At 62.9% G+C, this 21,869-nt stretch carries 15 protein-coding genes and 3 tRNA genes; 15 read left to right on the forward strand and 3 right to left on the reverse strand.

The window, feature by feature from the left end:
* A partial coding sequence (locus MKZ40_RS00005; RefSeq protein WP_282627722.1) for a hypothetical protein occupies positions 1 to 372 on the forward strand: 372 nt, incomplete at its 5' end.
* Between the two features lie 296 nt (positions 373 to 668).
* Positions 669 to 947: a hypothetical protein gene (locus MKZ40_RS00010; RefSeq protein WP_175089081.1), complete on the forward strand. Its 279-nt coding sequence runs from the start codon at positions 669 to 671 to the stop codon at positions 945 to 947.
* A 157-nt stretch (positions 948 to 1,104) separates the two neighbouring features.
* On the opposite strand, the gene MKZ40_RS00015 is transcribed toward MKZ40_RS00010, so the two are convergent.
* Complete coding sequence (locus MKZ40_RS00015; protein WP_175089082.1) at positions 1,105 to 1,950, reverse strand: acyl-CoA thioesterase II; 846 nt, start codon at positions 1,948 to 1,950, stop codon at positions 1,105 to 1,107.
* Positions 1,951 to 2,150: 200 nt separating this feature from the next.
* On the opposite strand from MKZ40_RS00015, the gene tadA reads away from it, so the two are divergent.
* The gene (gene tadA, locus MKZ40_RS00020) at positions 2,151 to 2,597 is read left to right on the forward strand and encodes a tRNA adenosine(34) deaminase TadA (RefSeq protein ID WP_175089083.1); all 447 of its coding nucleotides are present in this window, start codon (positions 2,151 to 2,153) and stop codon (positions 2,595 to 2,597) included.
* An 84-nt stretch (positions 2,598 to 2,681) separates the two neighbouring features.
* Here tadA and MKZ40_RS00025 read toward each other — a convergent pair whose 3' ends face one another.
* Both MKZ40_RS00025 and mltF read right to left on the reverse strand, forming a co-directional pair.
* The gene (locus MKZ40_RS00025) at positions 2,682 to 4,637 is read right to left on the reverse strand and encodes a diguanylate cyclase (protein ID WP_175089084.1); all 1,956 of its coding nucleotides are present in this window, start codon (positions 4,635 to 4,637) and stop codon (positions 2,682 to 2,684) included.
* Positions 4,638 to 4,719: 82 nt separating this feature from the next.
* Positions 4,720 to 6,213 carry a membrane-bound lytic murein transglycosylase MltF gene (gene mltF, locus MKZ40_RS00030; RefSeq protein WP_175089085.1) on the reverse strand — a complete coding sequence of 498 codons (1,494 nt, stop codon included), beginning with the start codon at positions 6,211 to 6,213 and terminating at the stop codon, positions 4,720 to 4,722.
* Between the two features lie 172 nt (positions 6,214 to 6,385).
* Between mltF and purL the strand changes: the two genes are divergently transcribed.
* The 12 genes from purL to nadA all read left to right on the forward strand — a co-directional run bounded on the left by purL (position 6,386) and on the right by nadA (position 21,845).
* Positions 6,386 to 10,300, forward strand: a complete 3,915-nt coding sequence (gene purL, locus MKZ40_RS00035) for a phosphoribosylformylglycinamidine synthase (RefSeq protein ID WP_175089086.1) — start codon at positions 6,386 to 6,388, stop codon at positions 10,298 to 10,300.
* A 237-nt stretch (positions 10,301 to 10,537) separates the two neighbouring features.
* Positions 10,538 to 12,184, forward strand: coding sequence for an FMN-binding glutamate synthase family protein (locus MKZ40_RS00040; protein ID WP_217485838.1), 1,647 nt, complete (start codon positions 10,538 to 10,540; stop codon positions 12,182 to 12,184).
* 213 nt (positions 12,185 to 12,397) lie between these two features.
* Positions 12,398 to 13,219, forward strand: a complete 822-nt coding sequence (locus tag MKZ40_RS00045; RefSeq protein ID WP_175089087.1) for a crotonase/enoyl-CoA hydratase family protein — start codon at positions 12,398 to 12,400, stop codon at positions 13,217 to 13,219.
* A gap of 243 nt (positions 13,220 to 13,462) precedes the next feature.
* Positions 13,463 to 15,253 (forward strand): DEAD/DEAH box helicase, encoded by a 1,791-nt coding sequence (locus tag MKZ40_RS00050; protein WP_175089088.1) that lies wholly within the window; start codon positions 13,463 to 13,465, stop codon positions 15,251 to 15,253.
* Positions 15,254 to 15,384: 131 nt separating this feature from the next.
* Complete coding sequence (locus tag MKZ40_RS00055) at positions 15,385 to 16,599, forward strand: tryptophan--tRNA ligase (RefSeq protein WP_175089089.1); 1,215 nt, start codon at positions 15,385 to 15,387, stop codon at positions 16,597 to 16,599.
* 126 nt (positions 16,600 to 16,725) lie between these two features.
* The gene (locus MKZ40_RS00060) at positions 16,726 to 17,763 is read left to right on the forward strand and encodes a ScpA family protein (protein WP_175089090.1); all 1,038 of its coding nucleotides are present in this window, start codon (positions 16,726 to 16,728) and stop codon (positions 17,761 to 17,763) included.
* Complete coding sequence (scpB, locus tag MKZ40_RS00065) at positions 17,760 to 18,839, forward strand: SMC-Scp complex subunit ScpB (RefSeq protein ID WP_175089091.1); 1,080 nt, start codon at positions 17,760 to 17,762, stop codon at positions 18,837 to 18,839. Before MKZ40_RS00060 ends, scpB begins: the two co-directional genes overlap by 4 nt.
* A 32-nt stretch (positions 18,840 to 18,871) precedes the next feature.
* Positions 18,872 to 19,924, forward strand: coding sequence for a 23S rRNA pseudouridine(2605) synthase RluB (gene rluB, locus MKZ40_RS00070; protein WP_254627043.1), 1,053 nt, complete (start codon positions 18,872 to 18,874; stop codon positions 19,922 to 19,924).
* Positions 19,925 to 20,192: 268 nt separating this feature from the next.
* Positions 20,193 to 20,267: transfer RNA gene (locus MKZ40_RS00075), tRNA-Lys, on the forward strand.
* A gap of 36 nt (positions 20,268 to 20,303) precedes the next feature.
* A tRNA-Lys gene (locus MKZ40_RS00080) sits at positions 20,304 to 20,378 on the forward strand.
* A 16-nt stretch (positions 20,379 to 20,394) separates the two neighbouring features.
* Positions 20,395 to 20,469: transfer RNA gene (locus MKZ40_RS00085), tRNA-Lys, on the forward strand.
* A 317-nt stretch (positions 20,470 to 20,786) separates the two neighbouring features.
* The gene (nadA, locus tag MKZ40_RS00090; protein ID WP_175089288.1) at positions 20,787 to 21,845 is read left to right on the forward strand and encodes a quinolinate synthase NadA; all 1,059 of its coding nucleotides are present in this window, start codon (positions 20,787 to 20,789) and stop codon (positions 21,843 to 21,845) included.
* Positions 21,846 to 21,869: the final 24 nt, after the last annotated feature.

The following is a 21,869-nucleotide window of genomic DNA, read 5'->3' on the forward strand; positions in this document are numbered from 1 at the left end:
GTGAAACCGCTTAGCGCCGATGGTAGTGTGGAGTTTCTCCATGTGAGAGTAGGTCATCGTCAGGCACTTATACTGAACCGCCCCTGTAGCCTTGCTGCAGGGGCGGTTCTCTTTGTGCGCAGGAAAAATTGGCGCAAAAGAAAAGCCGTGAGCAGAAAGACGTGCATGGAAAAGTGGTGCGAGAGAAAAGCCTTCCCAGGCTGCGCAAGAAGAAAGTCTTTTGCTCATCATCATGCTGTGATGGTTCTGTCATTGACGGAAAATGATGTGCGCTCTTTCTTTATCCCCGGTCTTGCCAAGAACCTCTCCTTGAGCCTTTACTGTGAGGGTGTATTTTTATACGGCTTGAAGCGCCTGGTATGGAGCTCTTAGCGGTGGGTCCATCATATTGATATTCATTTGGTAGTGTAGAGTTTCTTCATGTGAAAGTAGCGGATGGCCGCCCCGGTCCTCGTCAGGCACTTATCCCGAACCGCCCCTGTAGCCTTGCTGCAGGGGCGGTTCTCTTTCTGCTCAGGAAAAGTTGGGCTCTATCGAGGGTGATTCCCACCGGCAGGCATTCCACGCTATCGAGAGATATCTTTGCTGTTGCAGCACCTGCTCGGTGTCTGCGCTGTCATTGAATATCACTCATTGAAGCTATCCGTGAACAGGCGCAAGGAGGCGACATGTCGAGGGGCTTTTCGTGTTCTTCATCAAGACTTCTATTGGCAGGAATGATGGCTCTTTTGGTGGGGCTGATGTCATCAGAAATGGCATCTGCCGGGGAGCGAGAGAGGAAGATAGAGCGCTGTCAGTTCATCAAGGACAAGATCGAATATTATACCGATAGGCGTCGCGGCGGCGGATCGTCGGGCCAGATGCGAAGTTGGCAGTCACAGCGTAATGACTACAAACAACGCTATCGAGATGAAAACTGCACGCGTGTCAGGGCAGCGCTGAAGTGACCCTCGTAATGCCGAAATAATGGTGAATAGCAGTGCGCTACTCTCAGCGCTGTAGATTGTAGGTTGTAGATAGACGCAGCCAAAATGACAATGCCCCTCCTGAGAATGTCTCAGGAGGGGCATTGTTGTTCAGGACGATTCGCTCAGAGCGATTCGTTCAGGGGCGTTTTCGCAGGCGGGTCAGGCCTTCCTGGGCGCTGGATGCTACCAGCTCGCCGTACCGGTTATACAGACTGCCGCGAGCGAAGCTGCGTGCGCCTCCTGCCCATGGGCTGTCCATCTCGTAGAGCAGCCAATCATTGACGCGTACATCACGGTGGAACCATAGCGAGTGATCCAAGCTCGCCATTTGCAGTTCGGGCGAACCGAACCGCACACCATGTCCGCCGAGGCCGGTCGCCAGCAGGTTGAAGTCGGAGCTGTATGTCAGCAGGTAGCGATGCAGGGCATCATCTTCCGGCAGCTCGCCTGCCAGTCGGAACCATAGCCGCTGGCGTGGTGGTGGGCAGGCGTCATCATCACTCGCCGTGATCGGCGCCTTCAGGCGCAGGAACTCGATGGGGTGGCCTTCGTAGCGCTCGATGCGTGCCCCCTGCTCGATCAACCGCTCTGGCGATTCGATGTCGGGCATGGCGAGTTGATGCTCGAAGCCTGCCTCCTTGCCATGGAAGGAGGCGCTGCAGAAGAAGATGGTCTTGCCATTCTGGATGGCACTGATGCGGCGGGTCGTGAAACTGCCGCCATCGCGGACGCCATCAACCTGATAGATGACAGGCTTGTGGGCATCGCCCGGGCGCAGGAAGTAGCCATGCAGAGAGTGGACCTGGCGTTCGACCGGTACCGTGCGTGTCGCTGCGGACAGCGCTTGTCCGAGTACCTGCCCGCCAAACAGCTGAGGGAAGCCGAGGTCCTGACTGTGCCCCCTGAACAGGTTCTCTTCCAGGGTCTCAAGACCCAGCAGGGTGACCAGAGCCTCAAGAGGCGCAGTAGCTGTTTGGGTCATGAATCTATCCTTGTGCTGAGGGGCAGGCGCTCGGAGCAGTGCCATCCCGCGCGGGGCGGCAATGCAGGAGGAAGCGCGAGCGCCAAGCCGTTATCATGGTGAGTGAAACAATGGCCTCAGGATACCGGAGAACAACGGTGAGTGACGAGTTGGTGATAGCGCCTCAGGCCCGGAGTGGGCCACGTGGGGATCATTACTATATGCATCGGGCGCTGGACCAGGCGCGGCTGGCATTCGAGGCTGGCGAGGTGCCTGTCGGCGCGGTGGTGGTCAATCCCCAGGGCGACATCATCGGCACTGGCTACAATGCACCGGTCAGCACCCCGGACCCGACGGCACATGCCGAGGTGCAGGCCTTGCGCGCGGCGGCGGCCCGACTGGGCAACTATCGTCTCGACGATTGCACGCTGTATGTGACGCTGGAGCCCTGCATGATGTGCAGTGGCGCCTTGATCCACGCGCGGGTGAAGCGGGTCGTCTACGGGGCGGCAGAGCCGAAGACCGGCATGGTGGTATCGCGTGCCAATCTGTTTGCACAGCCTTGGCATAACCATCACGTCGAGGTGGAAGGGGGACTGTTGGCCGCTCACGCCAAGCGCTTGCTCAAGTCGTTCTTCGCTGAGCGGCGCGGTGAGCTTCCGCGCTGAACCTTTCATGTTGAACCTTTCGCTCAGATCCGCCCGCGATGAGCCTCCCGCACAGATCTCTCCGCGTTGCGAACGTGTTGGCCGTCAGGCAGCGACCTGAACCTGATTGCGACCACTGGACTTGGCACGATACAGCGCCTCATCCGCCGCCTGCAGCAGTGCATCCAGCCGCAACGGAGCGCGTGCCACACATGCCATGCCCACGGATACCGTGACGACGCTGTCCGTGGCAGGCTGCGGCAGTCCTGCAGCCTGAACGGCGCGCCGCAACTCTTCCGCCAGAGTGCGGCCGACCGCGCGCGGGCATTCCGGAATGCACACCACGAACTCCTCGCCACCGAAGCGCGCCAGTATGCCGCCGGCAGACTCCACGGGCGCTCGTGAGACGGCGGCAATCTTCTGCAGGTAGCGATCTCCCTCCAAGTGTCCCAGCTTGTCGTTTATCGTCTTGAAGAAGTCGATGTCCAGAATCATGACCGTCAGGGGCATCTTGCCGCTGAAGCTCTGCACCTGCTCGAGGAAATAGCGACGATTGGGCAGCTGTGTCAGCTCGTCGTGACGCGCCAGCCACTGGATCTCGTTCTGCAGTCGCTCCCGCCGTACCATCTCTTCGCGAAGTGCATCATTGGCATTCTTGACGATGCCGTGCTCCTGCGAGACGCGGCGATACATGTAGATCACGAGAAAGAGCAGGTAAGCCAACAGAATCCCCGTCAGCAATGTCACTTCCGGCAGACGGCCACGAGTGGCCGCCAGGAACTGCTGTGTCGGCTGCAGGCCCAGTGTCAGGTCGGTGGCGGGTAGCTCGATGGGAATGCGATGCCCCCAGGGCGCCAGACGGCTCTCCGGCCCGACATGGATATAGATGTTGCCGCGCTCTGACAGGGTGACCGCAAATGCCTCATTGCGTGCCGTGTCCATGGCGCTGTCGAGCAAAGGGGCCAGGTCCACCACCATGGCGATCGCCCCCAGGATGGTGCCATCACGAGGATCGCGCACCGGCAGGTAGGACACCATGCCCTTGCCGCCCTGAATCAGGTCGATGATGCCGGTATGACCCTCGATGCCGAGCTCCAGCGGATTGCGCAGCGGCGTGTCCGGCTGGGCATCCAGCAGTCGTATGCCCAGCACGTCATGATTGCGGCCCTTGTCCGGGAAGACGCGCGTTATCACGCTGTCCGAGTCGATGAAGGCAATGTTCTGGAAGTAATCGAAATCCTTGTAATAGCTTCGCGCCAGGCGTTGCCACTCTCCGCGTGACGGTGTCTGCCCCATCAGGCTCCAGAAACCGGCGAAGCGCCGCATCGCATTGAGCTGATCGTTGATCTCGCGAGACAGCTCCGTGGCGATCTTGTCGCCCAATACGTAGGTCGCCTGATTGATGCGATTGTTCTCGTCCTGGCTCTGCTGTTGCCAGGCGAGCAGGCATATCAGGGTGATCGTGGAGGAGATGACCAATGGCACGACAGTGCGGCGCCACATATGCATGAGTGCCGGCTGCACATCGATCCATTGTGCGATCAACAGCAGACTGACAAAGCTGGTCAGCGTGATGCGCTCCGGACCTGCCAGTACCATGCTGGCGACGGAAAGGCTGGCGTCTGTCGTCATGGCAAACAGCAGCAACAGCGTGACTTGCGTCAGCTGGATGGCAGAGCCGAAACCCAGTCGCATGCGCAGCAGGGCGCAGGTCGTGAGGCCAAAACAGGTGAACAGGATCAAAATGGGTGGCCGGATATTGGCGATATGCCAGTCGCCCGGCAGATTGATCAGCAGATCTCCCCAGTGATCCACCCCCACCCAGCTTTCCGGTAGCAGGAAGGTACAGATCAGCAGGATGTTGAGGATCAATGACGCGCCGAGGAACAGCTGACTGAGGAAGGTATTTCGCCAGTGCCAGGCCGCCTGGCCGGCGGCTTGCAGGGTCAGCATCATCAGCAGCAGCGCATTGGCTTCATTGCCGGCAGACGGCCAGAGCCCCAGCAAGGCGATGCCGAACGCGATCAGGCTTAGCGACATCAAGACGAGTCTGCGTGTCATTCCCTGTCCTTAGAGGCTCTTGATGTGTGGTGAAGATGCGTGCACTTGAGGCACCGGAGTGCTGACGGTCCGAACTCCATCCTCAGAGAATCGGAGGCACTGTATCGAAGGGGTTGCTGTCGCCTTCGTCGTCGGTAATCGGACGCTCGTCCAGCTGATAGAACTGCTGCTGGCTACGGTAAACATAATTCAGTATTTCATAATAACGACGGATATTGCGGACATAGATGACAGGTTCTCCGCCGCGTGCATAACCATAACGGACTTTCTGGTACCACTCACGATTCTGAAGCAAGGGCAGGGCCTCGCGGACATCCTTCCAGCGATTCGGGTCGCCGCCCTTCATCTTCACGATCCGTCTGGCGTCAAACAGATGACCCAGGCCGACATTGTAGGCTGCCAGCGTCATCCAGGTGCGATCCGGTTCCTTGATCTCGTCCGGCAAGCGTCCCTTTATACTCACAAGATAGCGTGAGCCACCATCGATGCTCTGAACGGGGTCCAAACGGTTGGCGATCTTCATTTCGCGCGCCGTCACATTGGTCAGCATCATCAGGCCGCGCACCCCTGTAGGAGAGGTGGCCTTGGGCTGCCAGTGCGATTCCTGATAGCCCGTGGCGGCCAGCAGTTTCCAGTCGATACCGGTTTCGCGTGCGGCTTCCTTGAAGGTATCGATATAGCGCGGCAGGCGATCGCGTGCCTGGCGGATGAAGGTACGGGCGCCGACGTACTCGAGATAGTCATCATGGCCGAAATAGCGCTCGACCAGTCGATCGAGGGTGCCATCCTGGCGGCGTGTCTCGAGAAAATCATTGGCGGCGGTCAGCAATGAGATGTCGCCATGCGCGGGGAAGGCCCAGGCCAGCGTCAGAGGGTCGCCCACGTCGAAGCCGTTCTCCACATTGGGGAAGAACAGGCGGTTGAGCTTGAATTGATGGGCATAGACGACCGCCGCATCCAGCTTGTCTTCCTCGATGCGTTGCAGCAGGTCCGCCACCTCAAGCTCGCCGGTTTCCTTCCAGCTGAGCTCGGGGATGTCCTGCTGGACTTCCCGCAGTACCAGGCTGGTGCCGGCGCCCTTGATGACACCGATGCGCTTGCCGACCAGATCCTTCAATTCCTTGGGCGGGTGCATGCCGCGTCGATAGACCACCATCGCCTGCAATTCGAGGATGGGGCGCGAGAAGCGCAGGTCCTGTTCGGAGAGGTCCAGCGGCAGGGTCGCGGCCGCGAGGTCGGCCTGATCATTGAGCACGCTCTGGGTCAGGCTCTCGATATTGTGCTCGGAATCCATCGACAGACTCACGCCAAGATAATCTGCGAAGTCCCGTGCCAGTTCGTATTCGAAACCGGTAGGCCCCTGACGGCCACGATAGAAGGTCGTGGGGGTGTTGCGTGTGGCGACCTGAATGAAATCGCGCGCGCGGACATCGTCCAGCCGCGTGGGCATCTCGATGAGAGTGCGCTCGGGCAGTGTCAGCAAGGCGAGGGCCAGTGCCGTGACGAGGAAACGCCGCGCGTGGCGCAGCAGCTGTCTCACGGGCTGAATGAGAGAAGAGGGCGAAGTCTTGAGCATGCGTCAGCATCATTCACGGCAGGGCTTCCACCATACCGGCAGCTCAACACACTGTCATCCAACGCATGTCGCCTGCGGGCTTCGTTAAGGCTCGGCTTTCACGTATGATATGCGCTTGCTGCCGCCGTTTGGCGGTTGTCCGTTCACGCTGCTTCAGAGGCTTTCCCTGACCATGCTCGAACTGCGAGGCGCGCCTGCCCTTTCCGCCTTCCGTCACACCCGTCTACTGGCTTCGTTACGCGAGCTGGTGCCGGAGGTGGAATCTCTTCATGCCGAGTACCTTCATCTGGCCGAGGTCGATGGTGAACTGAGCAGTTCCGATCGGACAACACTGGAGCGCCTGCTGGACTACGGCCCCAGTCGTGACGAGAGCGCTCCGGAAGGACATCTCTTCCTCGTCATCCCCCGCCTCGGCACGCTGTCCCCCTGGTCTTCCAAGGCCACTGATATCGCCGCCAACTGCGGCCTGCCGCAAGTCCGCCGCCTCGAGCGTGGCATCGCCTACCGCATCAAGCTGAACGCGCCCCTCAGCGAAGAGCTCTTCGCCACGCTGTCCTCCCGACTGCACGACCGCATGACCGAGACGGTCTTGACCCGTACTCAGGACGCGGCACGTCTATTCCAGCATCAGGCACCTGCCAGGCTTGCCCATGTCGACATCCTCGGCGGTGGCCGCGAAGCTCTGGCCAAGGCCAACGATAGCCTGGGGCTGGCGCTGGCCGATGACGAGATCGATTATCTGGTCGAGTCCTTCAAGACACTGGGCCGCAATCCTGCCGACATCGAACTGATGATGTTCGCTCAGGCGAACTCGGAGCATTGTCGCCACAAGATCTTCAATGCGGACTGGACCATCGACGGCGAAGCGCAGCCGCACTCGCTGTTCAAGATGATCAAGAACACCTACCAGCATCATCCGGATGGCGTGCTGTCCGCCTACAGTGACAACGCCGCCGTGATGGAAGGTCCGACTGCCGGGCGTTACTTCCCGACAGGCGAAGGCCACATCTATACCTACCATCAGGAACCGATCAACATCCTGATGAAGGTCGAGACCCACAACCACCCGACCGCCATCGCCCCCTATCCGGGCGCCGCGACCGGTGCCGGTGGCGAGATTCGTGATGAAGGCGCGACCGGTGTCGGTTCCAAGCCGAAAGCGGGTCTGACCGGCTTCAGCGTTTCCAATCTGCGTATCCCGGGCTTCGAACAGCCGTGGGAGCACGACTACGGCAAGCCGGAGCGCATCAAGACCGCCTACGACATCATGCTCGAAGGCCCGATCGGTGGCGCTGCGTTCAACAACGAATTCGGCCGTCCCAACCTCAACGGCTACTTCCGTACCTACGAGCAGGATGCCTTCGGTGCCGGCGGCATCGAGCGTCGCGGTTATCACAAGCCGATCATGCTCGCCGGCGGTTACGGCAACATCCGCAGTCAGCACGTCGAGAAGGGCGATATTCCGGTCGGCGCCAAGCTGATCGTGATGGGCGGCCCGGCGATGCTGATCGGTCTGGGCGGCGGTGCTGCCTCTTCCATGGCCTCCGGCAGCTCCAGCGAAGACCTCGATTTCGCCTCCGTGCAGCGTGACAACGCCGAGATGGAGCGTCGCGTGCAGGAAGTCATCGATCGCTGCTGGGCGCTGGATGACAAGAACCCGATCTGCTTCATCCATGACGTCGGCGCGGGCGGTCTGTCCAACGCACTGCCGGAGCTGGTCAAGGATGGTGGCCGCGGCGGTCTGTTCGATCTGCGCGCCGTACCGAGCGCCGAATCCGGCATGAGCCCGCTGGAAATCTGGTGCAACGAATCCCAGGAGCGTTACGTGCTGGCGGTGGCACCGGAGAATCTGGCCACCTTCGAAGCCCTGTGCAAGCGCGAGCGTTGCCTGTACGCCGTGGTCGGTGAAGCCCTCGAGGAGCACGAGCTGATCGTCAAGGATGGTCACTTCAATACGCGTCCAGTCGATCTGCCGATGGACGTGCTGTTCGGCAAGCCGCCCAGGATGTCACGCAGCTTCGAGCGCCAGACGCTGGAGCTGCCGGCGCTGGGTCTCGACAACCTCGACCCGCGCGAAGCGATGACCCGTGTGCTGCAGCTGCCCACCGTCGCCTCCAAGAAATTCCTGATCACCATCGGCGACCGCTCGATCACCGGCATGGTCGCGCGCGACCAGATGGTCGGTCCGTGGCAGGTGCCGGTGGCCGATTGCGCCGTCACCACCAGCTCCCTCGACAGCCATGTCGGTGAAGCGATGGCGATGGGCGAGCGCACGCCGGTCGCACTGATCTCGCCGGCGGCGTCCGCGCGTCTTGCCGTGGCTGAGGTGATCACCAACCTGGCTGCCGCGCCGATCGCCAAGCTGTCTGACATCAAGCTGTCCGCCAACTGGATGAGCGCCGCCGATCACACCGGTGAGAATCAGGCGCTGTTCGATGCCGTCCATGCCGTCGGCATGGAACTGTGCCCGGCGCTGGACCTGACCATCCCGGTCGGCAAGGACTCCATGTCCATGCGTACCGCCTGGCAGGACGAGAACGGCGAAGACAAGTCGATCACCGCGCCGCTGTCGCTGGTGATGACAGGCTTCGCGCCGGTCACCGATGCCATGCGTACCCTCACGCCGCAGCTGCGTCGCACGCTGAATGGCGAGGCCGTGGAGACAGACCTGATCCTGATCGATCTCGGCCATGGCGCTCACCGCCTCGGTGGCTCCGCGTTGGCGCAGGTCTATGGTCAGGTCGGCAACGAAGCGCCGGATCTCGCCAAGCCTGAAGACCTCAAGCACTTCTTCGCGGCCATCCAGCGCTTCAACCTCGAAGGCAAGCTGCTGGCCTATCACGACCGCAGCGATGGTGGTCTGTTGACCACCCTGATGGAAATGTCCTTCGCGGGACGTGTCGGTCTCGACATCTCCCTCGACTGGACCGCCGCCGAGCCGGGTCAGGCTACCGGCGCGCTGTTCGCGGAAGAGCTGGGTGCCGTGGTGCAGGTGCGCCGCGAGCATACCGAGTCCATCCTCGCCGAGCTCAAGGCCGTGGGCCTCGAGCACAGTGGCGTGATCGCCACGCCGCGTGCCGATGAGCAGATCAACATCACGCTGCTGGGACAGAACCTGCTCTCCACGACTCGCGCCAGCGCCGAGCGCCTGTGGGCCGAGACCAGCTATCGCATGCAGGCCGCGCGTGACAACGCCGATTGCGCCAAGAGCGAATTCGAGTCCATCAACGACGTGCGTGACCCGGGCCTCACCGCCCAGGCCACCTTCGACGTCAACGAGGACATCGCGGCACCGTACCTGAACGCCGGTGCACGTCCGCGCATGGCGATCCTGCGTGAGCAGGGCGTCAATGGTCAGCTCGAGATGGCGGCAAGCTTCGACCGTGCCGGTTTCGAGGCCGTCGATGTCCACATGAGCGACATCCTCGAAGGGCGTGTCGATCTGGACACCATGCGCGGACTGGTCGCCTGTGGCGGCTTCTCCTACGGTGACGTGCTGGGTGCCGGCGGTGGCTGGGCCAAGTCGGTGCTGTTCAATGCGCGTGCGCGTGACCAGTTCGAGCGCTTCTTCAACCGTGACGACAGCTTCGCGCTGGGCGTCTGCAACGGCTGCCAGATGCTCTCCCAGCTCAAGGAGCTGATCCCGGGTGCCGAGGCCTGGCCGCGCTTCGTGCGCAACGAGTCCGAGCAGTTCGAGGCCCGTGTCGCGATGGTCGAAGTCGAGAAGAGTGCCTCGCTGTTCCTCGATGGCATGGAAGGCTCGCGCCTGCCGATCGCCATCGCGCATGGCGAAGGGCGTGCCGAGTTCCGCGACAGCGCTCACCTGCGCAAGATGCAGAGCAGCGGCCAGGTCGCACTGCGTTACGTCGACAACTACGGCCAGACCACCACGCGCTATCCGGCCAACCCGAACGGCTCGCCGTCCGGTATCACCGGTCTGACCACCGATGATGGTCGCGTGACCATCATGATGCCGCACCCGGAGCGCGTGGCGCGTGCCGTCACCAATTCCTGGCGTCCGGATGACTGGGAGCAGGACGGTGCCTGGTTGCGCATGTTCCGCAATGCCCGTCGTTGGGTCGATTGATCCCTCGGTCGGTCATCACGGGATGACAGCATGAGAGACGCCCCCATGGCAAAGGCCATGGGGGCGTCTTGCGTTGGGGCTGAAGCAAGGCGAGTGATACGGGAGTCGCGTCTGGCTTGCTCAACGTGGCGTTCCATGGTGGGAGCTGGGTGACGGACGCCGGGTAGCTTAAGGTGGAGGCCAGGCCTCATGTCCGAGGTCGTGAATCCCTGCCTGACACATTACAAGGATGTCGTGATGAAGCTGAAATGGTCGCTGTTGCCTCGTTATTCCGTCTTTCTGCTCTGTCTCCTGGGGGCGCTCATCTGCCTACCACTGGCGATGCAGAATGCATGGCTGTGGCCGTTGGCCGTCCTCTTTCTGCTGCTGGTCGCGGTTGGTCTCAATGACTTGCGGCAAGCGGATTACGCCGTGCGTCGCAACTATCCGGTGATCGGCAACATGCGCTATCTGTTCAAGGCGCTGCGTCCGGAGATGCGTCAGTACCTGATCGAGTCGGACACCGATCAGCTGCCGTTTTCCCACAAGCAGCGCGAGCTGGTCTACGCGCGTGGCCGTCAGCACAATTCCTCTCAGCCGTTCGGCACCTTGCTCGATGTCTATTCCGACAGCTACGAGTTCATCGGTCACTCCATGCAGACTTCGAGCGTGCCGGACCCCAAGGGCTTTCGTCTCAACGTCGGCAACTCCCAGTGCTCGCATCCTTACAATACCTCGCTGTTCAACATCTCGGCGATGAGCTTCGGCTCCTTGAGTGCCAATGCCATCCGCGCCCTGAACAAGGGGGCCAGGCTGGGCAACTTTGCCCATGACACCGGCGAAGGCAGCATCAGTCCCTACCACCGCGAATTCGGGGGCGATCTGATCTGGGAGCTGGGCAGTGGCTACTTCGGCTGTCGCGACGAGGAAGGGCGCTTCGATGGCGAGAAGTTCGCCCGTCAGGCGGCCAGCGAGCAGGTCAAGATGATCGAGATCAAGCTCAGTCAAGGTGCCAAGCCCGGCCATGGGGGCGTCTTGCCGGCCAGCAAGATCAGCGAGGAGATCGCCGAGACGCGCGGGATCCCGATGGGCAAGGACTGCATCTCGCCCTCCAACCACGGTGAGTTCTCCACACCCCTTGAGCTGTTGAGCTTCATCCAGCGCCTGCGCGGGCTCTCGGGTGGCAAGCCGGTGGGCTTCAAGTTGTGCCTCGGTCAGCCGTGGGAGTTCATGGCCATCGTCAAGGCGATGCTCGAGACGGGAATCGTGCCCGATTTCATCGTCGTCGATGGCAGTGAGGGCGGTACGGGCGCCGCACCGACCGAATTCACCGACCACCTCGGCACCCCGCTGCGTGAGGGGCTGCAATTCGTCCATAACACGCTGGTGGGTGCAGGGCTGCGTGATGAGGTGCGCATCGGGGTCAGCGGCAAGATCATCAGTGCCTTCGATATCGCCTGCGTGATGGCGCTGGGGGCGGACTGGGTCAATGCCGCGCGTGGTTACATGTTCGCACTGGGCTGTATCCAGTCACTGAGCTGTCACACCAACAGGTGCCCGACGGGGATCGCTACCCAGGACGATCTGCGCCAGAAATCGCTGGTCGTGGAAGACAAGGCCGATCAGGTGCGTCACTTCCACCACAACACCTTGCATGCGCTGGCCGAGATCCTGTCGGCGGCGGGCCTGCATACGCCCTGGCAGATTACCCCGGACCACCTGGTGCATCGTGTCTCCGAGAATGAGGTCAAGCTGTTCTCGCACCTGCATCCCTTCCTGACCAATGGCGCACTGCTGACGCAAGGGGACGACTACCCCTTCTATCGTCGTGTCTGGGCCATGGCTCAGGCCGAGAGCTTCCAGCCACGATCGCTGTCAGAGGTGTCGGGGGCCAAGCGCGAGTAGACAATCGTCGCCTCTGCGACCAAACGACCGTTCAACAACTTGGCGCAGGCAGTCACACTAAGACGTCGCGAGTCATGTCTGCGGGCAGCTCGACGAACGCAGTGTGGTTGCCTGCGCCTTTTGGGTTTATCACTGGATGAGTGCCATCGCTCGGCACTGTCGTGAAATCGTTCGAGCGCGTGCTTGCTCGTTATCCGTCGCAGGGAGACCGCCATGTCTGACGCTACCCACCTCACGACTGAACGTTGTGTGACCCTCTCGATCAGTGAGCATGTCGCCGACGTGCGCCTCAATCGTCCTGACAAGCACAACGGCATCGACTGGAAGATGATCGATGCCCTGCTGGCGGTGCAGCAGGAGCTGCATGCCCGCGCCCGGGAATCGGGCCTGCGCGCCATCGTGCTATCGGGCGAGGGGCCCAGTTTCTGTGCGGGGCTTGATATCGCCGCCATCATGGGCGACGCCGCCCGCGTGCCGCAGTTGCTGGTCGCGGGGGCCAATGGCTGTGCACCGCAGCGCAATACCGTGCAGCAGCTGGCGCTGGGCTGGCGAGATGTCGGGGCGCCGGTCATCGCCGCCTTGCATGGCAACGTCTTCGGTGGCGGCCTGCAGATCGCGCTGGGGACGGACATTCGCCTGTGTGATCCTGATGCGCGCCTGGCGGTGCTCGAGATCGACTGGGGCATCATTCCGGACATGGGCATCAGCGTCACTGCGCGTGGCGTACGACCGGACTGGCTGCACGAGTTGACGTGGAGCGGGCGCAAGGTCGAGGCCAACGAGGCGCAGAGCGCCGGTCTGGTCACGCGCATCATCTCCAGCCCGCAGGAGGAGGCGCTGGCCTTGGCGCGCCAGATTGCCGGGCGCTCTCCCAGCGCCGTTCGCGCGATCACGCGTCTCTACGACGAGGCCCTTGATGCGCCGGAAGCCGAGGCACTGGCGCTTGAGGCAGAGCTGCAGTCCTCGCTGCTGGGACGCGCGGAGCAGACCGAATGTATCAAGGCCAAGCTTGAGGGGCGCGCGCCGCGCTTCTGATCCTGACGGGCCGGGAGAGATGGGCTTGGCTTGACGGGCGAAGGTTGGCGGACTCTGGTTATCCACACCCACTTTGCCGCTGCAGTCGCTGATGCGGATAATGGGGACATTGTCCCTTCCTGCGATTCGGCGGCCCTTTGATGTCAATTTCCCTGTCAGCCCTCACTCCACTGTCAGCCATCACTCCCCTGGGCCTGCCTGCCGGCAGCGCCCCCACTCGCGTGTCTCGCTGGGCGGCGCTGAATGTTTGAGCTGCGCCCGTATCAGCAGGAGGCCGTGCGGCGTACCGTCGAGCACTTTCGCCGCAGTGATGAGGCGGCGGTGATCGTGCTGCCCACCGGCAGCGGCAAGTCATTGGTGATCGCGGAGCTTGCGCGTATCGCGCGTGGGCGTGTGCTGGTGCTGGCGCATGTGCGCGAGCTGGTCGAGCAGAATCACGCCAAGTACGAATCCTATGGCAAGGACGCTGACATCTTCAGTGCCGGCCTCAAGCGCAAGCAGGCTTCGCGTCAGGTGGTGTTCGGCTCGGTGCAGTCAGTGGTGCGCAATCTTGATGCCTTCACGCCGGAGGAGCTGTCGGCTGGGGGGCAGGCGGCGCCCTTCACGCTGCTGGTGATCGATGAGTGTCACCGGATCTCGCTGGAGAAGGACGCCAGCTATCGCAAGGTCATCAACCATCTGCGCGGACACAATCCGCGCCTCAAGGTGCTGGGGCTGACGGCGACGCCGTATCGTCTCGGTCAGGGCTTCATTTTCCACCGTCATTATCACGGCATGGTGCGCGGGGATGATGACTGCTTCTTCCGTGATTGCGTCTTCGAGCAGCCGCTGCGCCTGATGGTGCGCCAGGGCTTTCTGAGTGAGCCGCGGCGCGTCGATGTCGCGGTGGCGCGCTATGACTTCTCGCAGCTGGCGCCTGGCATCGGCGGCAGCTTCCAGGAGGCGGAGCTCAACGAGGTGGTGCAGGGCTCGCGCGCGACGCCGGGCATCGTGCTGGATATCGTCGCCCAGGCGCGCGAGCGGCGCGGCGTGATGGTGTTCTGTTCCACCGTCGAGCACGCCGAGGAAGTCACCGCACTCCTGCCTGAAGGCGAGGCGGCGCTGATCACTGGCGAGACGCCCGGCGAGGAGCGTGAGCGGCTGATCAATGCCTTCAAGGCCCAGCAGCTCAAGTATCTGGTCAATGTCGCGGTGCTCACCACCGGCTTCGATGCGCCGCATGTCGACCTGATCGCCATCCTGCGACCCACGGAATCCGTCAGTCTCTATCAGCAGATCGTCGGACGTGGCCTGCGTCTGAGCCCCGGCAAGACGGACTGTCTGATTCTCGATTACGCCGGCAATCCCTGGGACCTCTACGCGCCGGAGGTGGCGACGCCGAAACCGGCCGGCGACACCGAGATCGTCCAGGTCGAGTGCCCGGTATGCGGCAATGCCAATCTGTTCTGGGGGCGCAAGGATGGCGAGCTGGTGGTCGAGCACTTCGGGCGCCGGTGTCAGGGACTGGTCGAGTCGCCGGAAGGCGCGGGCAGGCCGCTGGTGCAGTGCGACTTCCGCTATCGTGCCAAGGCCTGCCCGCAGTGTGGCGAGGCCAACGACATCGCCGCACGCCATTGCCACGCCTGTCAGGCGCGACTGGTCGACCCGGATGACAAGCTGCGCGATGCGCTCAAGCTGCGCGATGCGCGGGTGCTTCGCGTCAGCGGCTGGCAGCTGGAGGAGGCGCGCAACGGGCGCGGTCTGCCACGCTTGAAGGTGACCTATTACGACGAGGATGGCACCGATTTGTCCGAGTGGTTCGCGCTCGAGACCCCCGCCCAGCGCCATGCCTTCCGCTTGAGCTTTCTCGCGCGCCATATGCGCGCGCCGGGGAGTGACTGGGCACCGAAGGACATCGCCGAGGTGCTGGCAGGCGAGGAGCGTCTCAAGGCGCCGGACTTCGTCATCGGGCGAAAGAGCGGCCGTTACTGGCAGATCCGCGACAAGCTGTTCGACTACGCCGGGCGCTATCGCACCGGTATCGCCGCCGGCTGAGCGGCGTGCTGGCCGCTGCGTGATCCGGTCGCGTGGCGCATGTTGTCAGGGACACGACGTCGCGGGGATGCTGAGCGGGGCCTCGGGTTGCTAGACTGGCGGCTTCATACGCCTCAGGGAGAACTCACAAGGTGAGTGCCACCGATACCTCGGCCAGGCTGGTGTCCGGCTTACGCCCCACCGGACACCTGCAACTCGGACACTATCAATCAGTGATCCGGCGCTGGACCGAGCTGCAATACCATCACGATGCCTATTTTCTGGTCGCCGACTGGAACGCGCTGGCGGTCAGCGGTCACGCGCCTCATGAGATCGAGCAATACAGCTGGGCGATGGTGATCGACTGTCTCGCCTGTGGGGTCAATCCCAAGGTCGCTACCCTGTTCATCCAGTCCTGGGTGCCGGAGCTGACCGATGTGCACATGATCCTGGCCAGCGTCACGCCCAAGGCCTGGCTGGAGCGTCTGCCCAGCTACCGCGAGATGGTCGCCGGGCTCGGTGAGCAGCAGGGCGCCAGTCTGGCCATGCTCGGTGCGCCCCTGATGCAGGCGGCCGACATCCTGGCGCTGCGGGGGGAGGTGGTGCCAGCCGGGCCCGAGCAGCGTGCGCATATCGAGTTCACCCGTGAGGTCGCCCGGCGGTTCAATCATCGCTATGGCCGCGACGCCGGCTTCGAGGAGCAGGCTGAGCGCGCCATCGCGCGCCTGGGCAAGAAGAGCGGTCGCCTGTATCGTGAATGGTTGAGCGCCTATCAGGAAGAGGGCGATCTCGAGGCCTTCGAGCGTGCGCGCGGTCTGCTGGCCGAGACCAGCAAGCTCAACCGCAACCAGCAGGAGCGACTGCTCGGCTATCTGGAAGGTGGCGGGCGGCGCATCCTCGGCGAGCCGGAACACTGGCAGGGGGAGGTCGAGCCGCTGCTGGGCATGGAGCTCAAGACGCACAAGGCCGCGCGTGAAGATGCCATCTTCCTGCGTAGCGGACGCGACGATATCGCGGCCTGCGTGCGCGAGATGCCCACCGACCCTGCGCGCGTGCGTCGCAAGGACCCCGGCGACCCGCAGCGTTGCCCGCTGTGGACGCTGCATGAAAGCTTCACGCCCGCCTCGGACCGCCAATGGGCGGAGGAGGGCTGCCGCGATGCCAGCATTGGCTGCCTGGACTGCAAGGGCTGTCTGATCGAGCATGTCGATGCGGAGCTGGCGCCGATTCGTGAGCGTGCCGAGGTGCTGGAAGGGGAGCATGGCAAGGTGCGCACCATGATGACAGAAGGGGCCGAGCGGGCCCGCGACACCGTGCGTGACACCCTGGATGAGCTGCGGCGCGTGATCGGCCTGACCTATCGCTAGACGCGGGCGGCGTCGAGCGCGGCCCCGGCGTCTCACCGGCGGCGTAAAGACTTGGGGGATGGGGCGCGAGCCGCTAGAATGCCCGTCCCCCAGACCCACCTTCACCCGCCTCCTGCAGGAGATGTCATGAGCGACCTGCTCGATGGCGCCAGTTTTGCCCTCACTGATGGGCATCAGCCCGCACCTCTCGTCACGCCCCCGACGGCGGCGTCGACGGTGCTGGCGCGCGTCAATGACACCGCGCTCACCGAGATGCCGCAGGACCTGTACATCCCGCCGGAGGCGCTGCGCGTCTTTCTCGAGACCTTCGAGGGCCCGCTGGATCTGCTGCTCTACCTCATCCGTCGCCAGAACCTCGATATCCTCGCCATCAATGTCGCGGCCATCACCCATCAGTACATCGAGTATGTCGAGCTGATGCATGCCATGCAGATCGATCTGGCAGGGGAATACCTGCTGATGGCCGCGATGCTGGCGGAGATCAAGTCGCGCAGCCTGCTGCCGCGTCAGCCGAAGGAGAGTGATGACGACGAGGAAGAGGATCCGCGCGCCGAGCTGATTCGTCGTCTGCAGGAATACGAGCAGACCAAGCTGGCTGCCGAAGGGCTGGATGAGATGCCGCGCCAGGGCCGCGACTGGTTCGTGGCCACGGCAGACCTCCCCGAACTCGAGACGCGCGTGGTGCACCCTGATGTCGACCTGTCGGAATTGCTCGGCGCGCTGTCCGGCCTCTTGCGTCAGGCGGACCTCGTCCAGGCGCACACCATCTCGCGTGAGGTGATGTCGACCCGCGAGCGCATGCTGGCGATCATGAATCTGTTGACCCATGAGCACTTCACGCCCTTCGAGAAGCTGTTCACGCTCGAGGAAGGGCGTGCCGGTGTGGTGGTCAGTTTCATGGCGATTCTGGAGCTGGCCAAGGAATCGATGATCGAGATCGTCCAGAACGCGCCGCTGTCACCGATTCACGTGCGCGCCCGCACGCCGGAACCGGACCCCGAGGATGACGAGGACTGGCTGGCGCTGGAATTCGCCGACGAAGACGAGGTGGCGGCCGATCAGGGGGCGTTCGATGACGCAACGTACGATGACGCAGCGTCCGATGATGCGCAGACGTCACCTTCCTTACCCCCATCCGACGAGCAGGAGAACGCGGCGTCATGAGTTTGCGCGATGTCCCGCTGGACCAGATCATCGAAGCGGCCCTGCTGGCTGCTGGCGAGCCGCTGACGCTAGAGCGCCTGGCCGGTCTGTTCGATGAGTATTCAAGCCCGACCAAGCCCGCGCTGCGTGAGGCCTTGAGCAAGCTGGAGGCGCGTCACCCGGCCGACAAGAGCGCGCTGGAGCTGATCGAGACCGCCAGTGGCTGGCGGCTGCGCGTTCGCCAGCAGTACTCCCCCTGGGTATCGCGGCTGTGGGAAGAGCGTCCGCAACGTTATTCACGCGCCTTGCTGGAGACCCTGGCGCTGGTGGCCTATCGTCAACCGGTGACCCGCGGCGATATCGAGCAGGTGCGTGGCGTGACGGTCAGTTCCTCGATCATGCGCACCCTGGTCGAACGCGGCTGGGTGAGAGTGGTCGGCCATCGTGATGTGCCGGGGCGTCCGGCGGTATTCGCCACCACGCGTCAGTTCCTCGATGACTTCGGGCTCAAGACGCTGGAAGAGCTGCCGCCAGTGCATGAACTGAAAGGCTTCGAAGGACTCGAACAGCTCGAGGCAGACCTGTATGATGTGCCGCCCTCTCAGACCTTGTCGCTGCCGGATGACCCGGACGGCGAGACGAAGAAGGCGTCGGTAGACAGCGCTGATGCGGTAGCCGACACGGGGACTGATCCAGAACATGAATCAGCACCTGAGGCAAAGACCGGGACAGGCGCTGAGAAAGGTCTCGAGTCAGGTCTTGAGTCAGGGGGTGAGAATGACACTGGCAGCCCGGTGCCCGACGACTGGCAACCGCCGGACGTCACCGCCGAGCAGCTGGAAGAGGCGCTGAAGATGCGTGCACTCGATACCTCCGGCGTCTCGGATGAAACACAGGACACAGCAGTATCCTCCGCCTCACAGGCGGAAGATGATCACGCCGGGATGGCGTCCACCGGCTCGGGGTTCGACTTCGCCACACTCGAAGCGCGCCTCAGCCAACGTTTGCGCGGTGCAGACGAGGATGACGACGCTGCCGATGCGCAGCCGCACGACTCCTCCACTGCCGGGACCGTCGATGATGACGACCCTGCGTAGGCGAAACTCCTATAGATGAAATGGTTATTGTCATGAGCAAGACTGACTCTGATAAGCGCAAGACCTCTCTCCCCGGCAGCAGCCAGGCAGGCAACAAGCACGCCGGTGGCAAGGCCGCGACCGGCAAGTCCACGCGCGGCAGCAAGGCCAATGTCGGCAAGAAGCCGGCTGCCGGCGATGCGCCGGAGCTGCGTCCGCTGCCGCCGCAGGCCAAGGGCGACAAGCTGGCCGAGGACGAGAAGCTGCAGAAGGTGCTGGCACGCTCCGGTCTCGGCTCCCGCCGTGAGATGGAAGTCGCCATCAGCGCCGGCCGCGTCAAGGTCAACGGCAAGGTCGCCCAGCTGGGTGACCGCGTCGGCCCGCGTGACCAGGTCAGCCTCGATGATCGCCCGCAGAGCCTGAAGGGCGCCGAAGAGACTGCACGTCGTGTCATCATGTACAACAAGCCGGAAGGTGAACTGTGCACGCGCAAGGACCCGGAAGGTCGCCGCACCGTATTCGAGCGTCTGCCGCGTCTGAAGGGCGAGCGCTGGATCGCGATCGGTCGTCTCGATATCAACACCAGCGGTCTGTTGCTGTTCACCACCGATGGTGAGCTGGCCAACCGTCTGATGCACCCGTCGACCCAGATCGAGCGCGAGTACGCCGTGCGTGTCATGGGTGAGGTCAAGCGCGAGCATGTCGTCAACATGGTCAATGGCGTGATGCTTGAAGATGGCCCGGCACGTTTCACCGATGTGCAGGAATTCGGTGGCGAAGGTATCAACAGCTGGTTCCACGTCGTGATCATGGAAGGCCGCAACCGTGAGGTTCGCCGTCTGTGGGATTCCCAGGGGCTGACCGTCAGCCGCCTGAAGCGCGTGCGCTACGGCAACATCTTCCTCGACAAGCGCGCTCGCGCCGGAGAGTGGGTGGAGATGGAGCAGAGCGAGATCGATGAACTGTCCACACTGGCAGGTCTCGAGCATCGCAAGGCGCCGGCCCTGACGCCGGATGAGCAGAACCGCTGGAGCCGCGACAAGCAGAAGCGTCGTCCGGTGCGCGCCATGAAGAAGCCGCCGCAGCGTACGCGCAAGCCGCGCTGATGGCGCAGTCGGTGAGGGCGGCGATGTGCCGTCATTCACTGACATGGCATGAGATCGTGGACATGCCACAAGCTCGTGCGACCTAAGTCGTAGCCCGCAAGCCCGCGCCCATCGCGGGCTTGCGTGTCTTTGTCACAGGGGCTGGTCCATGCGCTGGCGCGGGCGTTTCACGAGGCGCCAGCGGACAAGCTGGTCATTTACTTGAAGTTTTTTTGCAAAAGACTTGCGTCGAAACGGGATCGGCGGTATCTTACGTCCCGCTTCGCAAGGGTCGTTAGCTCAGTGGTAGAGCAGTTGGCTTTTAACCAATTGGTCGAAGGTTCGAATCCCTCACGACCCACCATTCTCTGGAATGGTCTCTTGCAAAGCACCCGGCGGCGGGTCGTTAGCTCAGTGGTAGAGCAGTTGGCTTTTAACCAATTGGTCGAAGGTTCGAATCCCTCACGACCCACCATCCGCCACCCAGTTTTGGGTCGTTAGCTCAGTGGTAGAGCAGTTGGCTTTTAACCAATTGGTCGAAGGTTCGAATCCCTCACGACCCACCAGATCTTGCCCCGTGCCTTCATTGGCGCGGGGCAATTTTTGTTACGCGAAAGGAAAGGGTCCGTTGCCCCCAAGTCGACTGGAGCCGCGATCGCACCAGGCGTATCCTTGTGGGCGAGCCGAGGCTCATGTCCGCCCAGTGCGGACGACGCTGCGGGCGATAGACGCCCAAGGCTCACGCCGCAGTCTGGGGAGCCCAGCTGCAGCGCTGGCAGGGCCGCCACGGGCCGTTCGTGTCCGGGCCGAGTCCTGACCCACTCAGCACAGGGGGAGCCCCTGTGGGCTAGGTGAGAGACACATGAACAGCCTGACTAATGCCATGCCGGGTCGTGAGGCCCACAATGCCGTCCGTGAGCAGGTGCGCGAGCATCTGGCCCGCGCTTACTGCCCGACACGCCCCGCCGCCGAAGACGCCGCGCTGATCGACGAGATCAAGCAGCTGCTCATCGAGCGTGATGCCGCACTGGTCGCGCATTACTACTGTGACGATGCTATCCAGCAGCTGGCCGAGGAAACCGGCGGCTGCGTGGCCGACTCGCTCGAGATGGCGCGCTTCGGTGCCCGCCATGAGGCCTCGACACTGATCGTCGCCGGGGTGCGCTTCATGGGCGAGACCTCCAAGATCCTGTCGCCGGAGAAGCGCGTGCTGATGCCGACGCTGGAGGCGACCTGCTCGCTGGACCTCGGTTGCCCGGAAGACGAGTTCGCGGCCTTCTGTGATGCCCATCCCGACCGCACCGTGGTGGTGTACGCCAATACCTCGGCGGCCGTGAAGGCGCGTGCCGACTGGGTAGTGACTTCCTCGATCGCCGTCGATGTCATCGAGCACCTGCATGCCCGGGGCGAGAAGCTGATCTGGGCGCCGGACAAGCATTTGGGCGCTTACGTGCAGAAGCAGACCGGTGCCGACATGCTGCTGTGGGACGGCGCCTGTATCGTGCATGACGAGTTCCGCGCCCAGGGGGTCAGCGATCTACTCAAGGTCTACCCGGACGCCGCAGTGCTGGTGCACCCGGAATCACCGCAGTCGGTGGTCGAGCTGGCCGATGTCGTCGGTTCCACCTCGCAGCTGATCAAGGCTGCCGTCGAGCTCGAGAATCAGCAGCTGATCGTCGCGACCGATCGTGGCATCTTCTTCAAGATGCAGCAGGCCGCGCCGCACAAGCAGCTCTTCGAGGCGCCGACTGCCGGCAATGGCGCGACCTGCAAGAGCTGTGCGCACTGCCCGTGGATGGCGATGAACGGCCTGGAGAATCTGGCCGCCGTGCTGCGTCGCGATCCGTCGGAAGCCAATGCCGAGGAAGTCTTCGTCGATGATGACCTGCGTGAGCGCGCCCTGAAGCCGTTGACGCGGATGCTGGAATTCAATCGTGGCTGAGCGCTGACGCTGATCGCCACCGAT

This window comes from Cobetia sp. BMC6, assembly GCF_029991385.1.
Taxonomy (GTDB): domain Bacteria; phylum Pseudomonadota; class Gammaproteobacteria; order Pseudomonadales; family Halomonadaceae; genus Cobetia.